The sequence below is a fragment of the Microlunatus sp. Gsoil 973 genome (assembly GCF_009707365.1).
Classification (GTDB): domain Bacteria; phylum Actinomycetota; class Actinomycetes; order Propionibacteriales; family Propionibacteriaceae; genus Microlunatus.
In genome coordinates, this window is the sequence record NZ_CP046122.1 from 2,504,544 (window position 1) to 2,526,539 (window position 21,996).

A 21,996-nucleotide genomic window follows, 5' to 3' on the forward strand; every position below is an offset into this window, starting at 1 on the left:
CCAGGGCCGGCCACGATGCGGATCCTGATCGCCGGATCCTCCGGCTTCCTCGGCACCGCCCTCCGGGTGCGGCTGGCCCAGGAGGGTCACGAGGTCCGGCGTCTGATCCGCAGCGGGGCGATCTCATCCTCGGAGTTCCACTGGGAACCCGAGACCGGACGGATCAACGCCCGGGCCCTGGACGACATCGACGTGATCGTCAATCTGGCCGGGCCGCCGGTCTTCACCCGCCCCTGGACCACCGGCCGCCGGGAGTTGCTGCGCACGGCGCGCACCGAGTCGACGCTGCTGCTCGCCGAAACCATCGTCGAGCAGTACGCCGATTCCGCCCGCAAACCGCTGTGGCTCCAGGCCAGCGCCTGCGGATGGTACGGCACCGACCCGGTCGAACGGCTGCGGGCCGAGCCGTACGACGAGTCCGACCCGGCCGGCGACGATTTTCTCGGTCGGCTGGCTCATGACTGGGAGGGCGCCGCGCAGCAGGCAGTCGATGCCGGTGTCCGGGTGTGTTTCCTGCGCAACGGCCTGGTCCTTGACCGCAGCGGCAGCGTGCTGAAGTTGATCAAGCCGGTGTTCGGCTCGGGACTGGGCGGTCGGCTCGGCAGCGGCAGGCAGCGGATGCCGGTGATCAGCCTGCACGACTGGCTGCGTGCGGTGTCGTTCCTGATGTCCGGAACCGCCCCGGCCGGCCCGTACAACCTGACGATTCCCAAGCCGCCGACGAACGCCGAATTCACCGCTGCTCTCGCCCAGGCGTTGCACAGCAGGGCCAGGCTGGCCGCTCCCGGAGTCATCCTGCGAACCGCCCTGGGGGAACTCGCCGAACAGCTGGTCGCCGATCAGTACGTCGTCCCGCACGCCTTGCAGGCCCAAGGGTTCACCTTCGACGGTCCGGATATCGCCGCCACGCTCCGACTCGCTCTGCGCCGCGATTAAGCTCACCCCATGAGCGGTGCACTCGATTTCCTTGATCTCGATCCCGGTGAACGGCGTGTCGACTACCTCCAGGCGTGGGCGTTGCAGCGCAGGATCCACGCCGAGGTGGTTGATGGTGATCGGCCGGACACCGTGTTGCTGCTCGAACACGACGATGTCTACACCGCAGGAAAGCGGACCGAACCGCACGAACGTCCCGCCGACGGAACACCGGTGGTCGATGTCGACCGGGGTGGGCACATCACCTGGCACGGTCGCGGACAGTTGGTCGCCTACCCGATTGTTGCGCTGCCCGATGCGGTCAAGGTGGTCGACTATGTCCGCCGGTTGGAGGAGGCGATGATCCGCACCTTCGATGATCTTGGTCTGCCCGGTACCGGGCGGATCGACGGCCGGTCCGGTGTCTGGCTACCGGCAGATGATCATGGCGGAGATGATCATGGCGGAGATGATCATGGTGTTGACACCTTCCGCCCGGAGCGCAAGATCGCCGCCATCGGGATCCGGGTGGCCTCCGGGGTGACGATGCACGGAGTTGCCATGAACATCAGCAACAGCCTCTCCGGGTTCGACAAGATCGTGCCCTGCGGGATCTCCGACGCCGGCGTGGCAACGTTGCAGCGGGAGACCGGGCGTACCGTGCCGCTGACGGAGGTGGCTGCTGCCCTGCGGATCCGGCTCGCCGACCTGCTGTCCTGGCAGCCGTACGCGAGGAGTGCCGACATCCCGCGCCCGGCGCTCGCCGGCTCTGCACTGCTCGGCTGACGAGTGTCCACGCCGTCCCTGGCGGTCGAGGTCCGCGGACTTCGCAAGGCCTATCGCAGCAGGCGGGGCCGGCGTCCCGCGGTCGCCGGACTGGATCTCAGCGTTCCCCGCGGCGGCGTACACGGGTTCCTGGGGCCGAACGGATCGGGCAAGACGACGACCATTCGGATGCTGCTCGGATTGATCACCGCCGATTCCGGATCGATGCGGGTGTTCGGCGAACCTGTGCCCCACCGCCTGGACCGGGTGATCAGCCGAGTCGGCGCCATCGTCGAACAGCCGCGCTTCTTCCCCGCCTTCACCGGGCGCCGGAATCTCGAACTGCTGGCCCGGGCGATCGACACCCGACGGACGCGAGTGGACGAGGTGCTGGACGAGGTCGGACTGGGCGACCGAGGGAATGATCGTTTCCGCGCGTACTCGCTGGGCATGAAGCAGCGGCTGGCAATTGCCGCGACCCTGCTGAAGGATCCCGATCTGTTGATCTTCGACGAGCCGACCAACGGGCTGGACCCAGCGGGCATCCACGAGATCCGCCGCACCATGCGCGGTCTGGCCGACCGGGGCAAGACCGTCCTGGTGTCCAGCCACATCCTCAGCGAGGTGGCCCAGATCGCCGACACGGTGTCGATCATCGGCCGCGGCCGGCTGATCGCCGAGGGTCCGGTATCGGAGATCCTCGCCTCCGGCGGCGAGCAGGCGGTGCGCGTCGGCATCGCCGACCCGGATCGTGCCGCAGGGTTGTTGACCGGCGCCGGCCTGCAGGTGACGGCCTCCGGCGATGGAGTGCTCACGGTCACCGCTGTTCGCCGGTCCCGGCCCGTGGATCCGAGCACGATCACCGAGATCCTCGCCCGGCAGGGGCTGTACGTCAGAGAGTTGACTCCGATCCGGGCAGACCTGGAATCTGTGTTCCTCGAACTCACCGCAGATGATCACCTCGGCGCATCGCCGAACCATCCTGCCGCCGACCATCATTCCGCCGACCATCATTCCGCCGACGATCATTCCGCCGACGGGCAGCCCGCCGCCCGGCACGCAACCAGCGAGGACCGAGCATGATCAATCTCGCCCTGGCCGAACTCGACCGGTTGCGCAGCCGCCGGGTGGTCCTGGTCTGGATGATCGTGCTGCTGGTGGCGCTCGCCGGGTTCCAGGTGATCGCCGGCTTCAGTGTGAAACAGCCGAGTCAGCAGGAGATCGCAGCCGCCCGGCAGCAGTTCCAACAGGCCCGACACGACTACGACCAGAACCATGACTCCGACGTCAAGCAGTGCCAGGAGGCCAATCCCGGCCAGCCGGCGGACCTCTGCGACTACCCCGCGCCCTCCTGGGAGGATTACCGCCCGCGGGCGGCGACCTTCGCCGATATGGCCGGGGCCGGGGTGACGATCACGGTGATCTTCAGCGCGCTGACCTTCCTCGTGGTCGGCGCCTCCCTGATCGGCGCCGAATACGGCTCCGGTGCGATCGCCAACTGGCTCAGCTTCATCCCCGACCGGGTCCGCGTCTACACCTCGAAGCTGGGTGTGCTGATCCTGGTCTCGGCCGCCGCCGGGGCGGTCGCAGCCGGGCTCACCCTGGCCTGTACCGCGCTGCTGGTCAAGATCAACGACGGCCGGGTCCTCCAACTCACCGATACCGCGGCCGCCGGCGCACGCGGCCTGATCGTCGTTGTCGTCTGCGCAACCGTCGGCTTCGCCCTGGCGCTGATCTCCCGGCACACCATCGCCGCGCTGGGCGCGGTGGTCGGCTATCTGGTGTTCGACTTCGTCCTCAACATCGTGATGAGCGCCTTCGACCCGGTGCAGAGGATCAAGCCCTGGCTGCCCGAGTACAACGCGCGCGCCGTTGTCGACCATGGCATCCGCTACCAGGACCAGGTCCGACACCTGACCCCCGACGGCATCAACTACACCTCGATCGAACGCGAGCTGGGATTCGGCCACGGCCTGACCTATCTGATCGTCGTCTTCGCCATCGCGGTCGCGGTCTCCCTGCTGGTCTTCCGTCGTCGGGACGTGACCTGACGTGCCCATGACTCTCCGCAAGGCAACCCTCGCGGCCGTGGTCCTCCCCCCTCATCGGAGTACTGGCCGGAGTGCTGGCCGGAGTGCTGACCGATGGGCCACCACGCGCCGCGAATGCTCCGGCAACCGCCTCGTCGGTCTACGTCGCACTCGGCGACTCCTACTCCGCCGGCGTCGGGACACGGGACCGGCAGGACGACTGCTACCGGTCGCCGTACGGCTATCCGGCGCTGGTCGCCGACCAGTACGACCTGACGTTGGACTACCAGGCCTGCACCGGTGCCACCACCGGCGATGTCCGGGCGGATCAGCTCGCAGCGCTGGACGGCACCACGGCAGCGGTCTCGATCACCATCGGCGGCAACGACGCCGGATTCACCGATGTGCTCACCACCTGCGCGCTGCCGTTCTGGCTGAGTGACTGCACAGGACAGGTGGATCGCGGCCTGGCCGTGGTCGAGGACGAGTTGCCCGGCCGGTACAACGACCTCTTCACAGCGATCCGGGCCGCCGCACCGCAGGCCACGGTCGCGGTCGGCGACTATCCGCTGCTCTTCCAGGGCGAGGACTGCAATGCCGCAACCTTCTTCAGCCCGCAGGACGAGGCGCAGATCAACGCCGCGACCGGAATCCTGGACGACCTGATCGGCGCTGAGGCGGCGACCTACGACTTCCGGTTCGTCGAGGCCAGGCCGGGCTTCACCGGCCATGCGATCTGCGACGACGCCGAATGGATCAACGGCCTGAGCAATCCGGTGACCGAGTCCTATCATCCCAACCGTGACGGCAACATCGGCTACGCCGGGCTCTTCGGGCCGGCGCTGACCGGCCGCCCGTACCCGGCAGGCAGCCAGGTCCGGACGGCTCGGCCGAGGCCCGCTCCGTCCGTGCGGGATCAGGCGGACAACGTGTTGATGATGCGGCTCGACTCACCGGCCAACCTGGCCAAGGCCCGTCGGCACGGCATCCCGCCCGGGCGGATCCGCACGCTGGTGCGGATGCTGCGTGCCGACGACCCGGCCACGGTTCGTTCGGCCCTCACGGCGTTGCACCGGCTGGACCGTCGGGCGGGTTGATCACCAGGTCCCGGGCTCCCGGCGGATCGTCACGTTGATCCGGTTGTAGAGGTTGGTGGTGGCGATCCAGGTGATCAGCAGGGACAGCTCCTGCTCGCTGAATTCCTCGGCGGCCGCATTCCAGACATCGTCGGGCACCGGGTCACTGGTGTCGGCCATCCGGGTCATGCGTTCGGCAAGATCAAGAGCGACCCGTTCCGGTTCGGAGAAGGTGGTCGCCTCACGCCAGCCCGGCAGTTGGGCGAATTCGGTCGTGCTGATCTTGGCCTCCTCAAGATTCTTCACGCCGTAGTCCAGGCACCAGGCGCAGCCGTTGATCTGGCTGACCCGCAGGTGGACCAGCTCGGCGATCCGGGGCGGCAGGCCGTAGCGCTGCGGAGCGGTGCCCAGGGTGGTCAGCGCCTTCATCAGCTCGGCGGGGGTGGACTTGCTCTGCAACCGTGCGGTCATGTTCTCGGTACTCCTTCCGCAGGACCGTTCGGCCCTGTCGTCACATCGGTGGATGTTTCTGCGTCACCCCTGATGACGGATGCCGACCTGACGATGTGACGATGTGACCGAATTTCTCCCGGAAGGTGCCTGATGACTCCGCAGTTGGCCGAACAGTTCGAACAACACCGCACTCGGCTGCGATCGATCGCCTTCCGCATGCTCGGCTCGCACAACGACGCCGAGGACGCCGTCCAGGAGACCTGGCTGCGACTGCAGCGCACCGACGCCGGCGCCGTGGACAACCTCGCCGGCTGGCTGACCGTCGTGCTGTCCCGGGTCTGTCTTGACCAACTCCGCTCCCGCGGATCCCGGCCGGAGGATCCGGTCGAGGAAGTGCCCGAGGATCCTGGCGAGGGGACCACCCCGGAGGATCTGACGATCGAGGCCGACGCCGTCGGCGCGGCGTTGCTTGTCGTCCTCGACACCCTGGCGCCGGCCGAACGGCTGGCGTTCGTCCTCCATGACCTGTTCGGGCTGCCCTTCACCGAGATCGCCCCGATCGTCGACCGCAGTCCTGCAGCCGCCCGACAACTGGCGTCCCGGGCTCGCCGCCGGGTCCAGGGAGTCCGGCCCACCGACGAACGGGACCGCCAGCGTGAGGTCGTCGGCGCCTTCCTGAAAGCAGCACGGGAAGGCGACTTCGGCGGCCTGTTGCAGCTGCTGGATCCCGAGGTGGAGCTGCGTGCCGATCCGCTGCTGGTACAGGCGATCAAGTCCAACGCCCCCGCCGGGGCGCCGCTGCTGGACGCAGAGCAGCTGCACGGGGCCGATGCCGTTGCCCGGGTCTTCGCCGGCCGGGCCGCCGCGGCGCAGGTGGCCCTGGTCAATGGCGTGCCGGCGGCGGTCTGGGCACCCGGCGGCACGGTACGTACGGTCTACGCGATCCGGCTCGGCCGGCACGACGGGTCACTGCGGATCACCGGCATCGAGGTGCTCGGCCGCCCGGAGGAGCTGGCCGAGCTGACCATCGAGCTGTGAGCAGTGCCGAGTAGGGTTGGGCGGGTGACGATCGCACCGGAAGGACGCAAGCTGCTGCGACTGGAGGTCCGCAACTCCGCGACGCCGATCGAGAAGAAACCGTCCTGGATCAAGACCACCGCCAAGATGGGCCCCGAATACCGGGAGCTGAAGCAGTTGGTCAGGGACGAGCAGCTGCACACGGTCTGCCAGGAGGCCGGCTGCCCGAACATCTTCGAATGCTGGGAGGACCGCGAGGCAACCTTCCTGATCGGCGGCGAGCAGTGCACCCGACGCTGCGACTTCTGCCAGATCGCCACCGGGAAACCTGCCGAATTCGACGCCGGCGAGCCGCTGCGGGTCGCCGAGTCCGTGCAGAAGATGGGGCTGCGGTACGCGACCGTGACGGGCGTTTGCCGCGACGACCTGCCCGACGAGGGCACCTGGCTCTACGCCGAGACCATTCGCCGGATCCACCAACTCAACCCCGGTGTCGGCGTGGAGATGCTGGCACCCGATTTCAGCGGCAACCGCGACTACCTGGAACAGGTCTTCGCGACCCGGCCCGAGGTCTTCGCCCACAACGTCGAGACCGTTCCTCGGATCTTCAAACGGATCCGTCCGGGCTTCCGTTACGAGCGCTCGCTCGAGGTGTTGCGCTGGTCGCGGGAGGCAGGGCTGGTCACCAAGACCAACCTGATCCTCGGCATGGGCGAGACCCGGGAGGAGGTCTCCGCGGCGATGCGCGAGTTGCACGACGCCGGCGCCGAGATCCTCACCATCACCCAGTATCTGCGGCCGTCCGCACTGCATCACCCCATCGACCGGTGGGTGACGCCCGACGAGTTCACCGAGCTCGGCGCGGAGGCCGCGGAGATCGGCTACGCCGGCGTGATGAGCGGCCCCCTGGTGCGTTCGTCGTACCGGGCCGGAAGGCTCTATCGTGAGGCGGTCAGCAAGAGGATGAAAGTAGACCATGGCTAAGACCGAGAAGCCGCAGAGCGACAAGCCCGACAGGGGTGGCACCGACCCGTCCCAGCTGGGCCGGTTCCGGCAGATCATCGTCGCCTATCAGCGCACCCACGAGTACGACAAGCCGCTGCCGTTCCTGCTGGCCGGCGCTTTCGTCGTCCCGATCATCCTCGCGGTCATCGCCGGAATGGTCTTCGGGGCGATGATCTCGTTGATCATCCTCGGCATCATGGTCGGCCTACTGCTGGCCATGCTGTTGCTGGTGCAACGCACCAAGGCCGCGACCTACAAGCGGTACGCCGGACAGGCCGGATCGGCCGAGGTCGCCCTGGCCATGCTGCCCAAGAAGTGGATCTCCACCCCGGCGATCGCCGCCAACCGGCAGCTGGATGCGGTGCACCGCACCCTCGGCCCGGGCGGCCTGGTGCTGATCGGCGAGGGCGAGCCCGGTCGGCTGAGGGCGCTGCTGACCAGCGAGGTCCGCAAGCACGAGAAGGTCGCGTACGGCGTCAAGGTCACCACGATCATGATGGGCAACGGCAAGAACCAGGTCCCGCTGGAGAAGCTGGCCGACCACATCCGCAAGCTGCCCAAGGTGCTGGAACCCAACCAGGTGACCGAGATCAAGTCCCGGCTCAACGCGCTGGACAAGGTCCGGCCGCAGATCCCGGTACCCAAGGGCCCGATGCCGACCAACCCGCGACAGGTCCGCGGCGCCAAACAGGCTATGCGCGGCCGGTGAGTCTGCGTACTGCCTGACTGATGATCTTGGCGCCGGCGGCCACGCCGAGCGCGCCGATCCGCAGATGCTGGGTCGACCGGTGGGCGTTGAGCACCCGACGGGTCTCGTCGGCGTCGAGAATCCCTGTCCAGCAAGGGATCCGACACCTTCCGCCGCTCCAGACCGTCCGCTGAACGGTCGAAGAACGGACCGAGCCCGTCGGCCGCCGACAATACCCCGGCGACCCCCTCCACGACCGCGTCCAGCGGCAGGTCGTTCGGCTGGTCGACCTGGTCCACCGTCGGCAACGGCGCGGTCAGAACCGCCGGGTCACCGATCACTCGACATCCCGACGCCCGGATCGCCTCGGCATGCTCCCGGGCCGTCTGCAGCGCGATCCGCGCCGCCCAGCCCGGCACACGCAGGTCGGGTTCACCCGGCGACGGGCGCCGGTTCTCCTGCACCCGGGCGATCAGTCCGTGCCGGATCAGCGACGTGTAGCGGCGCCAGTCGTAGCGCTGCTCCCGCATCGTCAGGTTGACCCGCCGGACCAGCTCCGCCTCGGCAAGGGACAGTCCACGGTTGGCGGCATATCCGCCCACCGGTCGGGTGGCCAGCGTCCCTGGCCGTAACCCGAGCAATTGCTCGAAGGTGGTGATCAACAGGTCCGGGTGCCGTTTGTCGGGGATCACCACCGTGACCTTGTCCGGCCCGACCAGATCGGTCCAGCGACCGACGATCGCCGCCTGATCGTTGCGGCGGTAGAAGGTCGGCACGGTCGGTCCCTGCCCCCGCCGGAGCACGGCGTCCAGCCACTGCTCGAAGCCGCCGGTGTGACCGGCCTTGATCGCCTGTTGCCAGTTGGTCGGCAGCAGGTCGGCGAAACCGCGCACAGTGATCGCGATGTGCAGTCCGTCCCCGAGTTCGGCGCAGAACCGGCGCGCCTGGCGGTCGTCGGATTCGCAGATGAACTCGCTGCTGATGAAGACCCGCTGCGCGGGGCTCGTCCTGGCCTCGCTGACCAGCCGGTCCCAGACCCGGCGATCGTGGGTGATCGCGCCACGACCGCGCCATCCCAGCGGGCGCTGCATCAGGGCGGCAGCCGCGTCACGGTGGTTGAAGGCGTCGCCTGGATAGCAGACGCCCTGTGCCAGCAGCCGCTGACGATTGACCGCCGCACCCCGCTGCAGGGTCGTCGTTCCGGTCTTGGGCAGCCCGATGTGCAGCAGTCGGGTGCCGCCCGGGAGTGCCGGGACGGGGCCTGGCGGAGTCACCGCAACCGGGACCGTACGGACCGTCCGACGTTGCGCACCAGTCTCCGGGCCTTCTTGCGGAGCGGTTTGGTCTTCTGATCGGCGGTCGTGATCCCGCGATAGGCAGCGACAGCGGCGATCGTCCGGTCGTCCAGATGCCTGGTGGCCCGAATGGCGTTGGCCAACTCCAGGCCGTTCTCCGACGGATACAGCTTCTGCAGATAGGCCGGGTAGCTGCTCGCACGCTGGACGCCCTCCGGCGGCTCGTCGAAGAACGCCCCCCGTCCGTCCTCGGCGGACAACAGGCCGGCGATCGCCTCATGCGCGGCGTCTACCGGTACGGAGGTGATGTCGGGCAGTCGTGGGACCGTACGGACCGGCAGGGTCAGGGTGTCCAGGTCACCGATCACCCGGCACCCGGACGCTGCGATGGCGTCGGCGTACTGCCCGGCCCGGACCAGCGCCTTCTTGGCCGCCCACTCGGGCAGGGTGAGCACCGGCTCGTCCGGCCCCGGGCGTCGGTTCTCCTGCAGTCTGGCGATCAGCCCGTTCCGCATCAAGTCAACGTAGCGATCCCAGGTCATGTCCTGGTCGCGGAAGATCTTGTTGATCCGGCGGACGAGTTCGGCCTCCGGCATGGACAGGCTGCGGTTGGCGGCGAAGCCACCGGCGGGGAGCGCGCTGAGCAGTCCGGTCGGGACACCCAGCAGATCCTCGAAGGCGTTGATCAGCTGGTCCGGCCGGCGCTTGTCGGCGATGACCACCGTGACGTTCTCCACTCCGGCGACCCGGATCCAGCGGTCGACGATCGCGGCCTGGTCGTTGCGCTTGTAGAAGGTGGGGGTCGTCTTCAGCTTGGCCGGGTCACCGAGGATCTGCCGGAGCCAGGTCCGGTACGGCTTGAGGTAGCCCGCCTTGACGTACTGCTGCCAGCTCGACCCGAGCAGGTCGGCGAAACCGCGCACAGTGATGACCACATGAACCTGCTGGCCGAGCGCCTCGACGAAGCGGCCCGCCTGCTCGTCGGTGGATTCGCAGGCGAACTCGTGGCTGATCAGTGACCGCGGCGCAGGGCTGGTCTTGACCTCGTTCTCGATCCGCCGCCAGATCCCGTAGCCAGGCGCGGACTCGCTGTTCTTCCAACCAAGTGTCCGGTCCATCAGCGCCGAGACGGCCTCGCGGTGGTTGAGCGACTTCCCCGGATAGCAGACGCCGTGCTCCAGCAGCTCCCGGCGCCGGTACGCCGCGCTCCGCTGCAGCGTTGTGGTGCCGGTCTTGGGGATGCCGATGTGCAGCAGACGACTCCCCTCCGGCAGGGGCTCGACGGGTTGCGACCGGGTCTCTGCTTGCGGTACGGCGGTCACGAGAGTGAGCTCCTCAGGGGTCTGATGCTGCGGCCGGCTCATTTTACCCGGTGTTCAGCTCCGACAGCTCGAGCCAGCGGTCCTCCAGCTCGGCGACCTGGGAACGCAGCCCGTTGAGTTGCTCACCCTGGGCGGCCAACCGGACGTAGTCGGAATGGCTGCCGGCCATTTCCTTCTCCAACCGGCTGATCTCGTCGTGCAACCGGGACATCCGGCGTTCCACAGCGGCGATCTCCTTGCCGATGGCCCGGGTCTTGGCAGCCGAGGTCGGGGCGCCCGCGGCCAGGGCCGCCTGCTCCGACGGGGCCGGTGCCGGTCGCTCGGACCGCCCGGCAACCAGATCCAGGTACTGGTCGACCCCGCCGGGCAGGTGCCGGAGACGTCGGTCGATGATCGCGTACTGCTGGTCGGTGACCCGCTCGAGCAGATAACGATCATGGGTCGCCACCAGCAGCGTTCCCGGCCAGGAATCGAGCAGGTCCTCCATCGCGGCCAACATGTCGGTGTCCAGGTCGTTGGTCGGCTCGTCGAGCACCAGCACATTGGGCTCATCGAGCAGGATCATCAGCAACTGCAACCGCCGTCGTTGACCGCCGGACAGATCCTTGATCGGCGTGGACAGCAGGGCGTTGGGGAAGCCCAGCTGCTCCAGCAGCTGCGCCGGTGTCAACTCCCTGCCACCGGCGACGTACTCGGTCCGCTTGGTCGCCAGCAGTTCCCTCACCCGGAGGTGATCGACGGGGGCGAGTTCGCTGAGCTGCTGGCTCAGTACCGCGACCTTGACCGTCTTGCCGCGCTTGACCCGGCCGCTGTCGGGCTGCAGGGCACCGGTGATCAGTTTCAGCAGGGTGGTCTTCCCGGCGCCGTTGGGTCCGGAGGATCCCGCTCCGTTCCCCGGGCCCGATCCGCCACTCGACTTCGGCGAGCACCGGCCGGTCGTCGTAGGAGACCGACACGTCGAGCACATCGATCACGTCCTTGCCGAGCCGGGCGGTGGCCAGTTGCTGCAGTCCTACGGTGTCGCGGACCGGCGGCTCGTCGGCGATCAGCTGGTTGGCTGCCTCGATCCGGAATCGGGGTTTCGCGGTACGCGCCGGGGCACCACGGCGCAGCCAGGCCAGCTCCTTGCGCATCAGGTTCTGTCGCTTGTTCTCGGCCTGGGCGGCCAACCGGTCGCGTTCGACCCGCTGCAACACATAGGCGGCGTAGCCGCCGTCGAACGCGTCGACGGTCCCGTCGTGGACCTCCCAGGTCAGCGTGCAGACGGCGTCGAGGAACCAGCGGTCGTGGGTGACGACGACCAGCCCGCCGTCGCTCGGCCGCCACCGCCGGGTGAGATGGTCGGCGAGCCAGCCGATGCCCTCGATGTCGAGATGATTGGTCGGCTCGTCCAGCAACAGCACGTCGTAGTCGCCGGTCAGCAGCGCTGCCAGGGCCACCCGGCGGCGTTGGCCGCCGCTCAGCGTGCCGACGACGGCGTCGAAGTCCAGGTCGGAGAGCAGCCCGCCGATGACGTCGCGGATCCGGGCATCGGATGCCCACTCGTGGTCCGGCCTGTCGCCGACCACGATCTGCCGGATGGTCCCGGCCGAGTCCAGGACGTCGGCCTGGTCGAGCATGGCGATCCGCAGGTCGCGCCGCGGGATCACCTGACCACCGTCCGGTCGCAGCCGCCCGGCGAGCAGCCGGAGCAGGCTGGACTTGCCGTCACCGTTGCGCCCGACAACGCCGATCCGGTCGCCGGAGTTGACTCCGACGGTCAGCGCCCCGAACACAGTCCGGGTCGGGAAGTCCAGCGAAACGGCCTGGGTGCCCAGCAGATGAACCACCGGGCTAGCGTAGTTTGACGCCCATGAGCAACGCCGCCACGGACAGGCAACCGATCCAGGGCCTGGTCGCCGAGCTCGGTGGTGACATTGTGACCACCGACCCGGCCGTGATGGAGCGCTATCGGTACGACTGGGCGCGGGACGATCGCGCCGGGATGCCGCTGGCGGTGGTCCGGGCCGAGAACGCCGAACAGGTCCAGGCCGCGGTCCGCTGGGCGGACACCCATCGGGTGGGCATTGTGCCGCGTGGTGCCGGCAGCGGCCTGTCCGGTGGATCGACGGCCGTCGAGCAGGCGCTGGTGATCAGCACTGAACGGATGCGCGCGATCACCATCGACCCGGGCGCCCGGGTGGCCATCGTCGAACCCGGCGCGCTCAATGCCGAGGTCAAGGCCGCGGCCGCCGAACACGGCCTGTGGTACCCGCCGGACCCGTCGTCGTTCGAGATCTGTTCGATCGGCGGCAACCTGGCGACCAACGCCGGTGGCCTGTGCTGTGTGAAGTACGGCGTCACCACCGACTACGTTCTCGGCCTCGACGTGGTGATCCCGGACGGCACCTTGATCAAGATGGGTGGCGTCCGGGTCAAGGACGTGGCGGGTCTCTCACTGATGAAGCTGTTCGTCGGCAGCGAAGGCACGCTCGGCGTGATCACCCGTGGCATCCTCAAACTGGTGCCCGGACAGGCCGATCGGGCCACGATGGTCGCGACCTTCTCCGACGTCGAGGCAGCGGCCCGGGCCGTCGTCGGGATGTGCTCGACGATCCGCCCGTCGATGCTGGAGTTCATGGATGGCCCCTCGATCAACCTGGTCGAGGACTACCTGCATGCCGGCCTCGACCGGCAGGCCGGGGCGATGTTGATCGCCCAGTCCGACGCGCCCGGCCCGGCGCGGTCGTTCGAGATCTCGATCATGGAGAAGGTCTGTGCCGACCTCGGCGCCATCGAGTGCTTCGTCACCGACGATCCGGAAGAGGGCGAGATGTTCGTCGCGGCCCGCCGGGCGAGCTTCCCGGCGATGGAGCGGGCCGGCTCGCTGATGTTGGAGGACGTCGGGGTCGCCATCCCGTTGTTGCCGGACCTGGTCACCGGGATCGCCGCAATCGCCGAGCGGACCGGCACCACGATCCCGGTGGTCGCCCACGCCGGCGACGGCAACACCCATCCCAACATCATCTACGACCCCACCGTGCCGGGAGCCCGGGACGCTGCGCAGCAGGCGTTCGACGAGGTGATCGCCCTGGCGATCCGCCTCGGCGGGACGATCACCGGCGAACACGGCGTCGGTCGGCTGAAGAAGTCGGCGCTGCCCGATCAGCTCGGCCCGGACGTGATGGCGCTCAGTCACAAGATCAAGAACGCGATCGACCCGCACGGCATCATGAATCCGGGCGCGGTTCTGTAGAACGGAGCAGTTGGTGACCATCGACCGATCAACGGTGATCAAGGATTTCGGCCGGTACGTCTATGGCATCACGCCGCGGACGCCGGTGCGGGTGGGCTGCCGGGTGCTCGAGTACCAGGCAGCGTTCGGCGCCGGCAGCCGAAGCCTCAATGAGTTGACCATCAGCACCGACCGGGGCGAGCATCGCGTCGAACTGCTGCTCTGCCTGCCGAACACCGACCGGTCGCCGGTGTTCTGCGGCCTCAACTTCAACGGCAACGAGGCGGTGCTCACCGAGTGGCCGACCGACCTGCTGCTCCGCAACGGCTACGGGCTGGCCAGTGTGCATGCGGCGGCCTTCGAACCGGACCGGGCCGACGGCGCCGCTGAGGGCGTACGGCGAATCCTGCCGGAATCGCCCGCAGAAGCGCCGTGGGGCACCCTCGGGGTGTGGGCCTGGGGGCTCAGCCTGCTGCGCCGACAGTTGGAGACCTTCCGGCATGTGATGCCCGGTGGCGTGATCGCCATCGGCCACTCCCGGATGGGCAAGGCGGCGCTCTGGGCGGCGGCCCAGGACACGGGCTTCGCGGCCGTGATCAGCAACGCGGCCGGCTGCAGCGGCGACTCGCTGCACCGGCACCGGGTCGAGGGTGCTGAGGACATCGCGGCGATCACCGGCAGATTCGGATACTGGTTCACCCCGGGGTATGCCGACTATGCCGGGCGGGACGACGAGCTCCCGGTCGACCAGGACCAGTTGATCGCTGCCGTCGCCCCGCGACCCGCCTACGTCGGCAGCGGTTCGGAGGACGCCTGGGCCGATCCGGAGGGTCAGTTCCTCGCGGCCCTGTCGGCCCGCCGGCTGAACGGTGGAACAGGGCCGGTCGGCTTCCACCTGCGGCCCGGCGGCCATGCGATGAACGTCGAGGACTGGCGTTCCTACATCGCCTTCTGCAAGACCCACATCAGTCCTGGGTGACCAGGCCCCTACGGAGGGCGGCGAAGGCCTGCCGGCGAACACTTCGCCGGCCGGTGTCGATGGCGGCCGGACCGGACTCGCCGGCCACCGCCTGCTCCAACGGCCACCAGTCGATCAGGTGGATCGCCTCGGCGATCATCCAGGCCGCAGTCGTCCGGCGGACACCGGTGACCGGCGACGGAAGCTCCTCGACGATCACATCCCGCAGCTCGACGTAGTGCACGTGGAAGCGTGCGGTCAACACCCTGCTCCCGGCGACCATGATCGCGAACAGTCGCCAGCCGTCGGGACGCCACCGGCCGCGCAACGCCGCGGTGACCGGACCGCCGGTCTCCCGGGCGATGCAGTACTGCTCGGCGGCGGTGATCGCGTCCGCCAGCGTCCGCTCCCCGCGCAGCGTTGATCCGAGTTGGTCGAGCTCGTCGCCGAACTGGTCGAAGACCAGGTCCTCCTTCAGCGGGAAGTGATTGGTCACCGTCATCTTGGACACGCCGGCGGCGTTGGCGATGTCGGCGATGGACACCTGATCGAAGCCGTTCTCGATGAACAGGCCGGTCGCCGCGTCGGAGATCCGCAGCCGCCGCTCCTGGACGGCCGACCGTGGACGGGCCCGCGGCGACGGCGATCCGGATGTCATGACAAAAGCCTAGCGAAGTTTGGTCGAACCCAATATATTTAGGTCTGACCTAAATATTTGGATGGAGTGAGTGATGACAGAAGTGATCATCGTCGGCGGCGGCCCGGTCGGCTTGATGCTGGCGCACGAACTGACCGTCGGCGGCGTCCGGCCGCTGGTCCTCGAACGGCGGGACGACATCGATCCGACGATCAAGGCCGGCTACCTCAACCAGCCGGCGTACGAAGCACTGGGCCGGCGCGGGTTGTTGCGACCGGCCACCGGGCCGTCGGAGGAGACCTCACCCAATCCGCGGACCATGCCGGTGGGCAAGGACGGCCGGCCGATCTTCGTCGGCCATGTCGCGGGCATGCCGATCCGACCGGATCTGGTCGACCTCGAGGTGCTCGACCAGGGCCCGTTCGCTACCGGGGGCGGCCTGATCGGCCAGCAGGAGTTGGAACGTCTGCTCGGCGAGCGACTGGCCGAACTCGGCGTCGAGGTCCGCCGCACCGTGACGATCACCGGGGTCAGGCAGGACGGGGAATCGGTCAGGGTACTGACCGCCGACGGCGTGCTCGAGGCCGACTGGGTGATCGGGTGCGACGGGGGCCGGAGCATCGTCCGGAAGAGCGCGGGCATGGGTTTCCCAGGCTTGGACGGGGAGATGACCGGTCGCCAGGTGGTGGTCCGTGGCACCGGACTGGACCGGATCGAGCCCGGGTGGCACCACACTCCGACCGGCGTGTACCGCCGGATGCCGGGGGCGGAGGTGATCCTGACCGCCGAGTTCGACGGCGCGCCGCAGGACCGGGACCAGCCGATCACCGTCGAGGAGGTGGAGCAGTCGATCAGGCGGGTCACCGGAGTGCCGGTGACCATCACCCAACTGCTCAGTGCGACGCGGTTCACCGACAACACCCGGGTTGCCGACCCGTACCGTATCGGCCGGGTGTTCGTTGCGGGTGATGCCGCCCACGTCCACCCGCCGTTCGGCGGACAGGGTCTGTCGCTGGGCATGCTCGACGCGAGCGATCTCGGCTGGCGGCTGGCTGCCGTGGCCCGCGGCCGCGCCGACGAGTCGATCTTGGACGGCTATCAGGCCGAGCGCCGCCCGGAGGCCGAGCGGATCCTGGAGTGGAGCCGTGCCCAGGTGGGCATCATGCGTACCGACGAACGGTCCCGGGCAGCGTCCCGACTGGTCCGGCGGCTGATGGAGACCCCCGACGGCGCCACCGAGGCTGCGCGCGTGGTATCCGGCCAGGTGATCGGCTACACCACAGACGACGGCCCGGTCGGCAGCTACGCACCGAACTGGCCGGGCACCATCGGCACACTCTGGCAGGCCACCGCCGACGGTCGGGCGGTGCTGGCTCATCGGCCGGACGTACGGCTTCCCGATGACCTCGCAGCTGATCTTGCCGATCCGCGCGGCCGCTACCGGGTGACCGTGTTCGAGACCGAGTTCGCGCCCGTGCCGCTGACGCTGATCAGACCGGACGGAGTGGTCTCCTGGATCGGCACACAGCCGGAGGGTCTGGCCGACGCGCTGGCCGCCATCGGTGCAGTCGAGCCCTCGGTCGACGCGGTCGCCGAACCGGTCTGATCATGAACTCGCACTGCTGTACCGCCGCATGCCGGCCAGCCAGACCAGCCTTGTGATGATCACCAGGACGAGCAGCAGGCCGGCGCCGTAGAGCAGCAACACCGGGCGTACGGTTCCGGTCAGCAGCTGCACCGGAACCGTCGTCGCCAGCCCCAGCGGCAGCAGCGACAGCATGATCACCCGGACCGCCCTCGGGAAGAAGGCCAGCGGGTATTTGCCGGCGGTCAGCAGTGCGGAGAACAGCTCGCCCAGCGCACCGACCGAAGTCAGCCAGAAGGCCAGATAGCCGAGGTTGATCCAGACCAGGGCCACCGTGAGCAGACCGATCACGAAGCCGATCACGGCGATGGCGACCGAGCCCGGACTGATGACGACGTCCGAGGCGGTCAGTCCGATGATCATCAACGCCGTGCCGGTCAGTATCCCCCACGCCTCGGCCGGCTGCACCCAGCGGAGCGCGGCGAACGGCTGGCTGGCGACCGGATGGATCAACAGCAGGTCGAGCTGACCCTGACGGATGTAGTCGGTCATCTTGGCCTGGTTGGGCGCGATGAAGGTCGCCAACAGCGAGGTCATGATCTCAGCGACCCCGCCGATCGCGATCACCAGACCGACATCCCAACCGTTCACCCTGGTCGAGTGGCTGAAGATCACCAGTACCGGTGCCACCTGGGCGAGCATCTCCACCAGGCCGACCCCGACGGTGGTCCAGGCCTGCGCGCGGAACTGTGCCTCGCGGACCAATGACAGGGCCAGCACCGCGCGGGCGACCGCAAGCCCGTGCCGTACCGTCATGCCCCGGCCCCCGAATAGGTCCGGATGCCCAGCCGCCAGATCAGTCGCGCAGCCGCGGCGAACACCAGCAGCCAGCCGAGCTGGCAGAGCAGCCCGGTCACCAGCCCGCCCTGGACGTTGCCGAGCAACACCTCCAACGGGAAGGACACCAGGAACCGGAACGGCTGCACCTGGCTGAGTCCGTGCAGCGCATCCGGCAACAACGCCAGCGGGATCACCGCGCCGGACAGCAGCGGAACGATGACCTCCGACGCCCGGAGGAATCCGTTGACGTCGGAGAACCAGAACGCCAGCGATCCGATCATCACGTCGAGCAGCCAGGTCATCAGCGCGGCGATGATCAAGCAGCCGAAGGCCAGCAGCCAGCGCCAGAGCGCCTGCGGCAGGTCGAAACGATCACCGAGCGCAACCGCAAGCACCGCCACCATCGGGACCAGCAGGATCAGCTTGATCACCTTCTCCCCCACGTTGTTGGCCAGGGCGTCGACGTGGGTCGACGTAGCCCGGCAGAGATACCGGTTCAGGCCGCCGCCGCGGATCTCCTCTGCCAGATAGAACGCCGTCCATGAGTTGGTCAACATGTTGACGATGGAGATCAACACGAAGTAGGCGGTCAGGTATCGCGGCGTCGTCGGGAGCTGGGCACCCGACGCGATCGCTGCCTGCCAGACGAATAGCGAGATCAGCGGGACCAGGACGTTCCCCACCTGCCACAGGAATACCTCCCCCGATAGCTGAACGTTGCCGACAGGTTGAGGACCAGCAGCTTGCTGAAGATCCGCAGATGCCTTCTCGGCCGGCGCAGCGTCGCACGGATGATCATGACTGCACCACCGCCTGCATGACATCGTCCAGATCTGCGTCCCGGACCTCAAGATCCAGCAGCTCACCCCTGGTCGCCGCCTCCGCCAGGACGCGTGGGGCGTCCTCCCGGTCCACCTCGAGTTCGACCTGCCCCGGCGGCCCGGCATAGCTCAGCGTGATCCGCTTGCGCGGTCTGGTCTGCTGGATCAACTCGGCCGGCGTCCCGTCGAACCGGAGCGTTCCGTGATCGATGAGCACCAGCCTGCGGCACAGCTCGGAGACGTCGTCCATGTCATGGCTGGTCAGCAGAACAGTGATCTGTTGGTCGGAGTTGATCTTGGCGAGGAACCTGCGGACCGCAGCCTTGGACACCACATCCAGACCGATGGTCGGCTCGTCGAGGAAGAGCAGCTTGGGTCGATGCACCAGGGCGACGGCCAACTCGCATTTCATCCGCTGACCCAACGACAGTTGCCGGACCGGGATGTCGATCACCTCGGACAGTTCGAGCAGGTCGACCAGTTGATCGACACTGTCGGTGAACATCGGCCGGGGCAGGTCGTAGATCGCCTGGTGCAGATCGAGACTGGCCCGGGTGGAGACGTCCCACCAGAGCATGGACTTGCTGCCCAGGACGACGGCGATCTGGCTCAGATAGCCGAACTCACGCCGGGCGGGCTGGTGGCCGAGCACCGACAACTCCCCAGAGGTCGGTCGGAGAAGCCCCGAGAACATCTTCAGCGTGGTGGTCTTCCCGGCACCGTTGCGACCGAGGAGACCGACGAACTCGCCCTCGTCGACCCTCAGGTCGAGACCATCGACAGCCAGCCGCTCCTCGTGCCGGCGGCGGAACAGGTCGATCATCGCGCCGCCGAGGCCGACGCGGGAACGATGGAAGCGATAGGTCTTGGTCAGATCCCTCGCAGAGATGACAGGCATGGTGATTCCTTACGGCTCGCTGTTGGTCACAGGCGGCGCCGAGCATGGAATCGGTCACGTCATGGCGTGGTCGCAACTGTCGGTGACAGGTCAACGGGAGGCTCGGCGCGTGAATCGGACACGCCCGACCGGCGGATCACGCGATCCGCGGCCAGGAGCCGGTCCGAAGACCTAGTTAGTCTGCGAGGACACCACGGGCGGTGAGGCTAGCGCGCGAAGCACGCGGGGTTCCACTGTGATTCAGATCACAGCCGACCAATTGTCCATTCCCTGGCGGACCTCACGTGTAGAGGTCGATCACACTTCGCGGAATGATCTGCGACGACAACCTGAAGGAGATCCGATGAAGTTCCTGTTCCTGATCTGCGCCGCCCAGGGCCGCCCGACAGCGACGCCGGTCGACAACGGCACGGTGGTCGGCACCCTCGGACCGGTGGATGACGACGTCGAGGTCTGGGTGAAGGAGTACGACGAGGGTTCTGCCGAGGATTCCGGCAGAAGGCTTGCCGGCGACCGGCTGACCGGCCACACCGAGACCGTACGGGTGCGCGGGGGCGAGGTGCTCGTCACCGACGGCCCGTTCCTGGAGTCCAAGGAGTACATCGCCGGCTTCGACCTGATCGAGGCGCCGTCGCTGGACGTGGCTCGCGAGATCGCGTCGAAACACCCGATGGCCCACTACACCGGCATCGAGATCCGTCCGCTGCCGGAGTGAGCCGGACGGGAGCGGCCCGCTAAGGTCGCGCCATGGTGACACCGATTCCGGAACGGCATCTCTTCGGGCCCGGCCCCGCCAATCCGTACCCGGAGGCGACGGCCGGGCTCGGACTGCCGCTGCTCGGTCATCTCGATCCGGACTTCCTGCAGATCATGGACGAGGTCTGCGAGATGCTCCGGACGGTCTGGGGCACGTCCAACCAACGGACCCTGCCACTGTCGGCCACCGGTTCGGCCGGCATGGAAGCGGCCTTCGTCAACACCGTCGGCCGGGGCGACGTCGCCGTGATCGCCGTCAACGGGCTGTTCGGCGAACGGATGTGCGATGTGGCCGCCCGCTGCGGTGCCGAGGTGATCAGGGTCGACCACGAGTGGGGGCAGCCGATCGACCCGCAGCGGGTCGTCGACGCCCATCCCGATCCGAAGGTCATCGCGGCCGTGCACGCCGAGACCTCGACCGGCGTACGGTCCGACATCGCCGCACTCGGCCGGCTCAAGGGTGAGGCGTTGCTGATCGTCGACGCGGTGACCTCGATCGGCGGCATCGACCTGCGGACCGACGACTGGGGCGTCGACGTCGGGTACGCCGGCTCCCAGAAATGCCTCGGTGTCGCACCGGGGCTCGCCCCGTTCACGATCAACGACCGGGCATTCGCCCGACGCATCGAGCGGCCACAGTCCTGGTATCTCGATCTCGGTCTGCTCGGCGGCTACGTCGGCGAGGCGAGCACCAGCCACACCGGACGCACCTACCACCACACGGCGCCGACGGGCATGATTGCGAGCATGCACGGCGCCCTGTCCCGGATCCTCGCCGAGGGCCTCGACCAGGTGATCGCCCGGCACGAGGAGGCCGGCCGGATCCTGCAGGACGGTCTGCAAGAACTCGGCCTGGAGCTGTTCGCCGCCGAGGGCTCCCGGCTGCCGGAACTGACCACCGTCAAGGTTCCCGACGGTGTCGATTCGGCGACGGTACGCAAGGAACTGCTGACCCGGTACAACATCGAGATCGGCTCCGGCGTCGGACCCTATGCCCAGACCGTGTGGCGGATCGGCCTGATGGGTCACAACGCCCGGCCGGATACCGCCCGGCTGATGTTGGCCGCACTCGAAGACTGTCTGGGTCGCTGATCAAGGAGAGGGTGCGATGGCGCGCAAGGCGATCATCTTCCACGGCACCGGGGCAAGTCCGGACATTCTGTGGTTTCCCTGGCTCGACAAACAGCTGACCGCCCGCGGCTATCAGGTCGAGCGGCCGCACTATCCGGACCTCAACGTCGAACCGGTCCGAACCTTCCTCCCCAAGGTCCTCGACGCCCACAGCTTCGACGCCGAGACCGTACTGGTCGGCCACTCGGGCGGCGCGGCCCTGCTGCTGGCGCTGCTGGAACACCTCAGCGCGCCGGTCGCCCAGGCCATCCTGGTGGCCGGCTACTGGACCGAACCCAATGACTCCGCAGAGCCGGTCCTGCAGCCCGGCTATGACTGGGGCAAGATCGCCGGCAATGGCGGAGACCTCACCTTCATCAACTCCGTCGTCGACCCGTACGGTTGCGACGCCGCCCAGGGTCGCTATCTGTTCGACCGGTTGGGCGGCACCCAGATCCTCCGCAACGAGGGTCACTTCGGCGACTGGAACCAGCCGTACGACACCTTCCCGCTGGTCGATCGACTGATCCCCTGACCAGCCCCCGGCCGGCGATCCCACCGACGACGATCCCGGCGTAACATCGCTGAAACACACCCGCAACGGCGGAGAA

General features: G+C 68.1%; 22 protein-coding genes and 2 pseudogenes. 14 read left to right on the forward strand and 10 right to left on the reverse strand.

The window, feature by feature from the left end; all coding sequences use genetic code 11:
• The first annotated feature begins 15 nt into the window (after positions 1–15).
• The 5 genes from GJV80_RS11760 to GJV80_RS11780 all read left to right on the forward strand — a co-directional run bounded on the left by GJV80_RS11760 (position 16) and on the right by GJV80_RS11780 (position 4,807).
• Positions 16–936, forward strand: a complete 921-nt coding sequence (locus tag GJV80_RS11760; protein WP_154688055.1) for a TIGR01777 family oxidoreductase — start codon at positions 16–18, stop codon at positions 934–936.
• Positions 937–945: 9 nt separating this feature from the next.
• Positions 946–1,701, forward strand: a complete 756-nt coding sequence (gene lipB, locus GJV80_RS11765; protein ID WP_154688056.1) for a lipoyl(octanoyl) transferase LipB — start codon at positions 946–948, stop codon at positions 1,699–1,701.
• Positions 1,702–1,704: 3 nt separating this feature from the next.
• Complete coding sequence (locus GJV80_RS11770) at positions 1,705–2,763, forward strand: ABC transporter ATP-binding protein (protein ID WP_154688057.1); 1,059 nt, start codon at positions 1,705–1,707, stop codon at positions 2,761–2,763.
• Positions 2,760–3,731 carry an ABC transporter permease subunit gene (locus GJV80_RS11775; RefSeq protein WP_154688058.1) on the forward strand — a complete coding sequence of 324 codons (972 nt, stop codon included), beginning with the start codon at positions 2,760–2,762 and terminating at the stop codon, positions 3,729–3,731. Before GJV80_RS11770 ends, GJV80_RS11775 begins: the two co-directional genes overlap by 4 nt.
• Before the next feature lie 71 nt (positions 3,732–3,802).
• A complete protein-coding gene (locus tag GJV80_RS11780; RefSeq protein WP_230207602.1) occupies positions 3,803–4,807 on the forward strand; it encodes an SGNH/GDSL hydrolase family protein in 1,005 nt (334 codons plus the stop codon).
• Here GJV80_RS11780 and GJV80_RS11785 read toward each other — a convergent pair whose 3' ends face one another.
• The gene (locus tag GJV80_RS11785; RefSeq protein WP_154688059.1) at positions 4,808–5,257 is read right to left on the reverse strand and encodes a carboxymuconolactone decarboxylase family protein; all 450 of its coding nucleotides are present in this window, start codon (positions 5,255–5,257) and stop codon (positions 4,808–4,810) included.
• Between the two features lie 132 nt (positions 5,258–5,389).
• Between GJV80_RS11785 and GJV80_RS11790 the strand changes: the two genes are divergently transcribed.
• From GJV80_RS11790 to GJV80_RS11800, 3 genes are read left to right on the forward strand one after another with little or no spacing between them, the layout of a single operon-like run.
• The gene (locus GJV80_RS11790) at positions 5,390–6,277 is read left to right on the forward strand and encodes a sigma-70 family RNA polymerase sigma factor (RefSeq protein ID WP_154688060.1); all 888 of its coding nucleotides are present in this window, start codon (positions 5,390–5,392) and stop codon (positions 6,275–6,277) included.
• Between the two features lie 24 nt (positions 6,278–6,301).
• Positions 6,302–7,240, forward strand: a complete 939-nt coding sequence (gene lipA / locus GJV80_RS11795) for a lipoyl synthase (RefSeq protein WP_154688061.1) — start codon at positions 6,302–6,304, stop codon at positions 7,238–7,240.
• Positions 7,233–7,970, forward strand: coding sequence for a DUF4191 domain-containing protein (locus GJV80_RS11800; RefSeq protein ID WP_154688062.1), 738 nt, complete (start codon positions 7,233–7,235; stop codon positions 7,968–7,970). The genes lipA and GJV80_RS11800 overlap by 8 nt, the downstream gene beginning before the upstream one ends.
• 1,249 nt (positions 7,971–9,219) lie before the next feature.
• Here GJV80_RS11800 and GJV80_RS11805 read toward each other — a convergent pair.
• The 4 genes and pseudogenes from GJV80_RS11805 to GJV80_RS25060 form a co-directional block, all read right to left on the reverse strand.
• Positions 9,220–10,566: a hypothetical protein gene (locus GJV80_RS11805; RefSeq protein WP_154688063.1), complete on the reverse strand. Its 1,347-nt coding sequence runs from the start codon at positions 10,564–10,566 to the stop codon at positions 9,220–9,222.
• A gap of 43 nt (positions 10,567–10,609) precedes the next feature.
• Positions 10,610–11,131, reverse strand: a complete 522-nt coding sequence (locus GJV80_RS25050) for a hypothetical protein (RefSeq protein ID WP_370518854.1) — start codon at positions 11,129–11,131, stop codon at positions 10,610–10,612.
• A gap of 9 nt (positions 11,132–11,140) precedes the next feature.
• Positions 11,141–11,533, reverse strand: a pseudogene (locus tag GJV80_RS25055) (ATP-binding cassette domain-containing protein); the annotation flags it as partial.
• Positions 11,534–11,672: 139 nt separating this feature from the next.
• A pseudogene (locus GJV80_RS25060) lies at positions 11,673–12,395 on the reverse strand (ATP-binding cassette domain-containing protein); the annotation flags it as partial.
• Positions 12,396–12,418: 23 nt separating this feature from the next.
• On the opposite strand from GJV80_RS25060, the gene GJV80_RS11815 reads away from it, so the two are divergent.
• Both GJV80_RS11815 and GJV80_RS11820 read left to right on the forward strand, forming a co-directional pair.
• Positions 12,419–13,801, forward strand: coding sequence for an FAD-binding oxidoreductase (locus GJV80_RS11815; protein WP_154688064.1), 1,383 nt, complete (start codon positions 12,419–12,421; stop codon positions 13,799–13,801).
• Positions 13,802–13,814: 13 nt separating this feature from the next.
• Positions 13,815–14,759: a hypothetical protein gene (locus tag GJV80_RS11820; protein WP_154688065.1), complete on the forward strand. Its 945-nt coding sequence runs from the start codon at positions 13,815–13,817 to the stop codon at positions 14,757–14,759.
• On the opposite strand, the gene GJV80_RS11825 is transcribed toward GJV80_RS11820, so the two are convergent.
• Complete coding sequence (locus GJV80_RS11825; RefSeq protein ID WP_154688066.1) at positions 14,746–15,396, reverse strand: TetR/AcrR family transcriptional regulator; 651 nt, start codon at positions 15,394–15,396, stop codon at positions 14,746–14,748. The two genes, GJV80_RS11820 and GJV80_RS11825, sit on opposite strands and share 14 nt — an antisense overlap.
• 73 nt (positions 15,397–15,469) lie before the next feature.
• Here GJV80_RS11825 and GJV80_RS11830 point away from each other — a divergent pair, with 73 nt between their 5' ends.
• Entirely contained in the window at positions 15,470–16,981 is a 1,512-nt protein-coding gene (locus tag GJV80_RS11830) for an FAD-dependent monooxygenase (protein WP_154688067.1), read from the forward strand.
• Here the strand turns inward: GJV80_RS11830 and GJV80_RS11835 are convergent, their stop codons facing one another.
• From GJV80_RS11835 to GJV80_RS11845, 4 genes are read right to left on the reverse strand one after another with little or no spacing between them, the layout of a single operon-like run.
• Positions 16,982–17,776, reverse strand: coding sequence for an ABC transporter permease (locus GJV80_RS11835; RefSeq protein ID WP_154688068.1), 795 nt, complete (start codon positions 17,774–17,776; stop codon positions 16,982–16,984).
• Positions 17,773–18,483, reverse strand: coding sequence for an ABC-2 family transporter protein (locus GJV80_RS11840; RefSeq protein ID WP_195908893.1), 711 nt, complete (start codon positions 18,481–18,483; stop codon positions 17,773–17,775). Before GJV80_RS11840 ends, GJV80_RS11835 begins: the two co-directional genes overlap by 4 nt.
• On the reverse strand, positions 18,459–18,599 hold the full coding sequence (locus GJV80_RS23220; RefSeq protein ID WP_195908894.1) for a hypothetical protein: 141 nt from the start codon (positions 18,597–18,599) through the stop codon (positions 18,459–18,461). Before GJV80_RS23220 ends, GJV80_RS11840 begins: the two co-directional genes overlap by 25 nt.
• Complete coding sequence (locus GJV80_RS11845; protein ID WP_195908895.1) at positions 18,596–19,519, reverse strand: ATP-binding cassette domain-containing protein; 924 nt, start codon at positions 19,517–19,519, stop codon at positions 18,596–18,598. Before GJV80_RS11845 ends, GJV80_RS23220 begins: the two co-directional genes overlap by 4 nt.
• Before the next feature lie 343 nt (positions 19,520–19,862).
• On the opposite strand from GJV80_RS11845, the gene GJV80_RS11850 reads away from it, so the two are divergent.
• The 3 genes from GJV80_RS11850 to GJV80_RS11860 are packed head-to-tail and all read left to right on the forward strand — an operon-like array spanning position 19,863 to position 21,920.
• Positions 19,863–20,234 (forward strand): YciI family protein, encoded by a 372-nt coding sequence (locus tag GJV80_RS11850; RefSeq protein ID WP_154688071.1) that lies wholly within the window; start codon positions 19,863–19,865, stop codon positions 20,232–20,234.
• A 32-nt stretch (positions 20,235–20,266) separates the two neighbouring features.
• Positions 20,267–21,367: an alanine--glyoxylate aminotransferase family protein gene (locus tag GJV80_RS11855; RefSeq protein WP_154688072.1), complete on the forward strand. Its 1,101-nt coding sequence runs from the start codon at positions 20,267–20,269 to the stop codon at positions 21,365–21,367.
• A gap of 16 nt (positions 21,368–21,383) precedes the next feature.
• Positions 21,384–21,920 carry an alpha/beta hydrolase gene (locus GJV80_RS11860; RefSeq protein WP_154688073.1) on the forward strand — a complete coding sequence of 179 codons (537 nt, stop codon included), beginning with the start codon at positions 21,384–21,386 and terminating at the stop codon, positions 21,918–21,920.
• Positions 21,921–21,996: the final 76 nt, after the last annotated feature.

What these genes read in the sequence shown, in the direction of transcription:
- GJV80_RS11760 (WP_154688055.1), top strand. Translation starts at nt 16, where the DNA reads ATGCGGATCCTGATCGCCGGATCCTCCGGCTTCCTCGGCACCGCCCTC.
- lipB (WP_154688056.1), top strand. Translation starts at nt 946, where the DNA reads ATGAGCGGTGCACTCGATTTCCTTGATCTCGATCCCGGTGAACGGCGT.
- GJV80_RS11775 (WP_154688058.1), top strand. Translation starts at nt 2,760, where the DNA reads ATGATCAATCTCGCCCTGGCCGAACTCGACCGGTTGCGCAGCCGCCGG.
- GJV80_RS11785 (WP_154688059.1), bottom strand. Translation starts at nt 5,257, where the DNA reads ATGACCGCACGGTTGCAGAGCAAGTCCACCCCCGCCGAGCTGATGAAG.
- GJV80_RS11790 (WP_154688060.1), top strand. Translation starts at nt 5,390, where the DNA reads ATGACTCCGCAGTTGGCCGAACAGTTCGAACAACACCGCACTCGGCTG.
- GJV80_RS11800 (WP_154688062.1), top strand. Translation starts at nt 7,233, where the DNA reads ATGGCTAAGACCGAGAAGCCGCAGAGCGACAAGCCCGACAGGGGTGGC.
- GJV80_RS25050 (WP_370518854.1), bottom strand. Translation starts at nt 11,131, where the DNA reads ATGATCCTGCTCGATGAGCCCAATGTGCTGGTGCTCGACGAGCCGACC.
- GJV80_RS11815 (WP_154688064.1), top strand. Translation starts at nt 12,419, where the DNA reads ATGAGCAACGCCGCCACGGACAGGCAACCGATCCAGGGCCTGGTCGCC.
- GJV80_RS11825 (WP_154688066.1), bottom strand. Translation starts at nt 15,396, where the DNA reads ATGACATCCGGATCGCCGTCGCCGCGGGCCCGTCCACGGTCGGCCGTC.
- GJV80_RS11830 (WP_154688067.1), top strand. Translation starts at nt 15,470, where the DNA reads ATGACAGAAGTGATCATCGTCGGCGGCGGCCCGGTCGGCTTGATGCTG.
- GJV80_RS11835 (WP_154688068.1), bottom strand. Translation starts at nt 17,776, where the DNA reads ATGACGGTACGGCACGGGCTTGCGGTCGCCCGCGCGGTGCTGGCCCTG.
- GJV80_RS23220 (WP_195908894.1), bottom strand. Translation starts at nt 18,599, where the DNA reads ATGATCATCCGTGCGACGCTGCGCCGGCCGAGAAGGCATCTGCGGATC.
- GJV80_RS11845 (WP_195908895.1), bottom strand. Translation starts at nt 19,519, where the DNA reads ATGCCTGTCATCTCTGCGAGGGATCTGACCAAGACCTATCGCTTCCAT.
- GJV80_RS11850 (WP_154688071.1), top strand. Translation starts at nt 19,863, where the DNA reads ATGAAGTTCCTGTTCCTGATCTGCGCCGCCCAGGGCCGCCCGACAGCG.
- GJV80_RS11855 (WP_154688072.1), top strand. Translation starts at nt 20,267, where the DNA reads ATGGTGACACCGATTCCGGAACGGCATCTCTTCGGGCCCGGCCCCGCC.
- GJV80_RS11860 (WP_154688073.1), top strand. Translation starts at nt 21,384, where the DNA reads ATGGCGCGCAAGGCGATCATCTTCCACGGCACCGGGGCAAGTCCGGAC.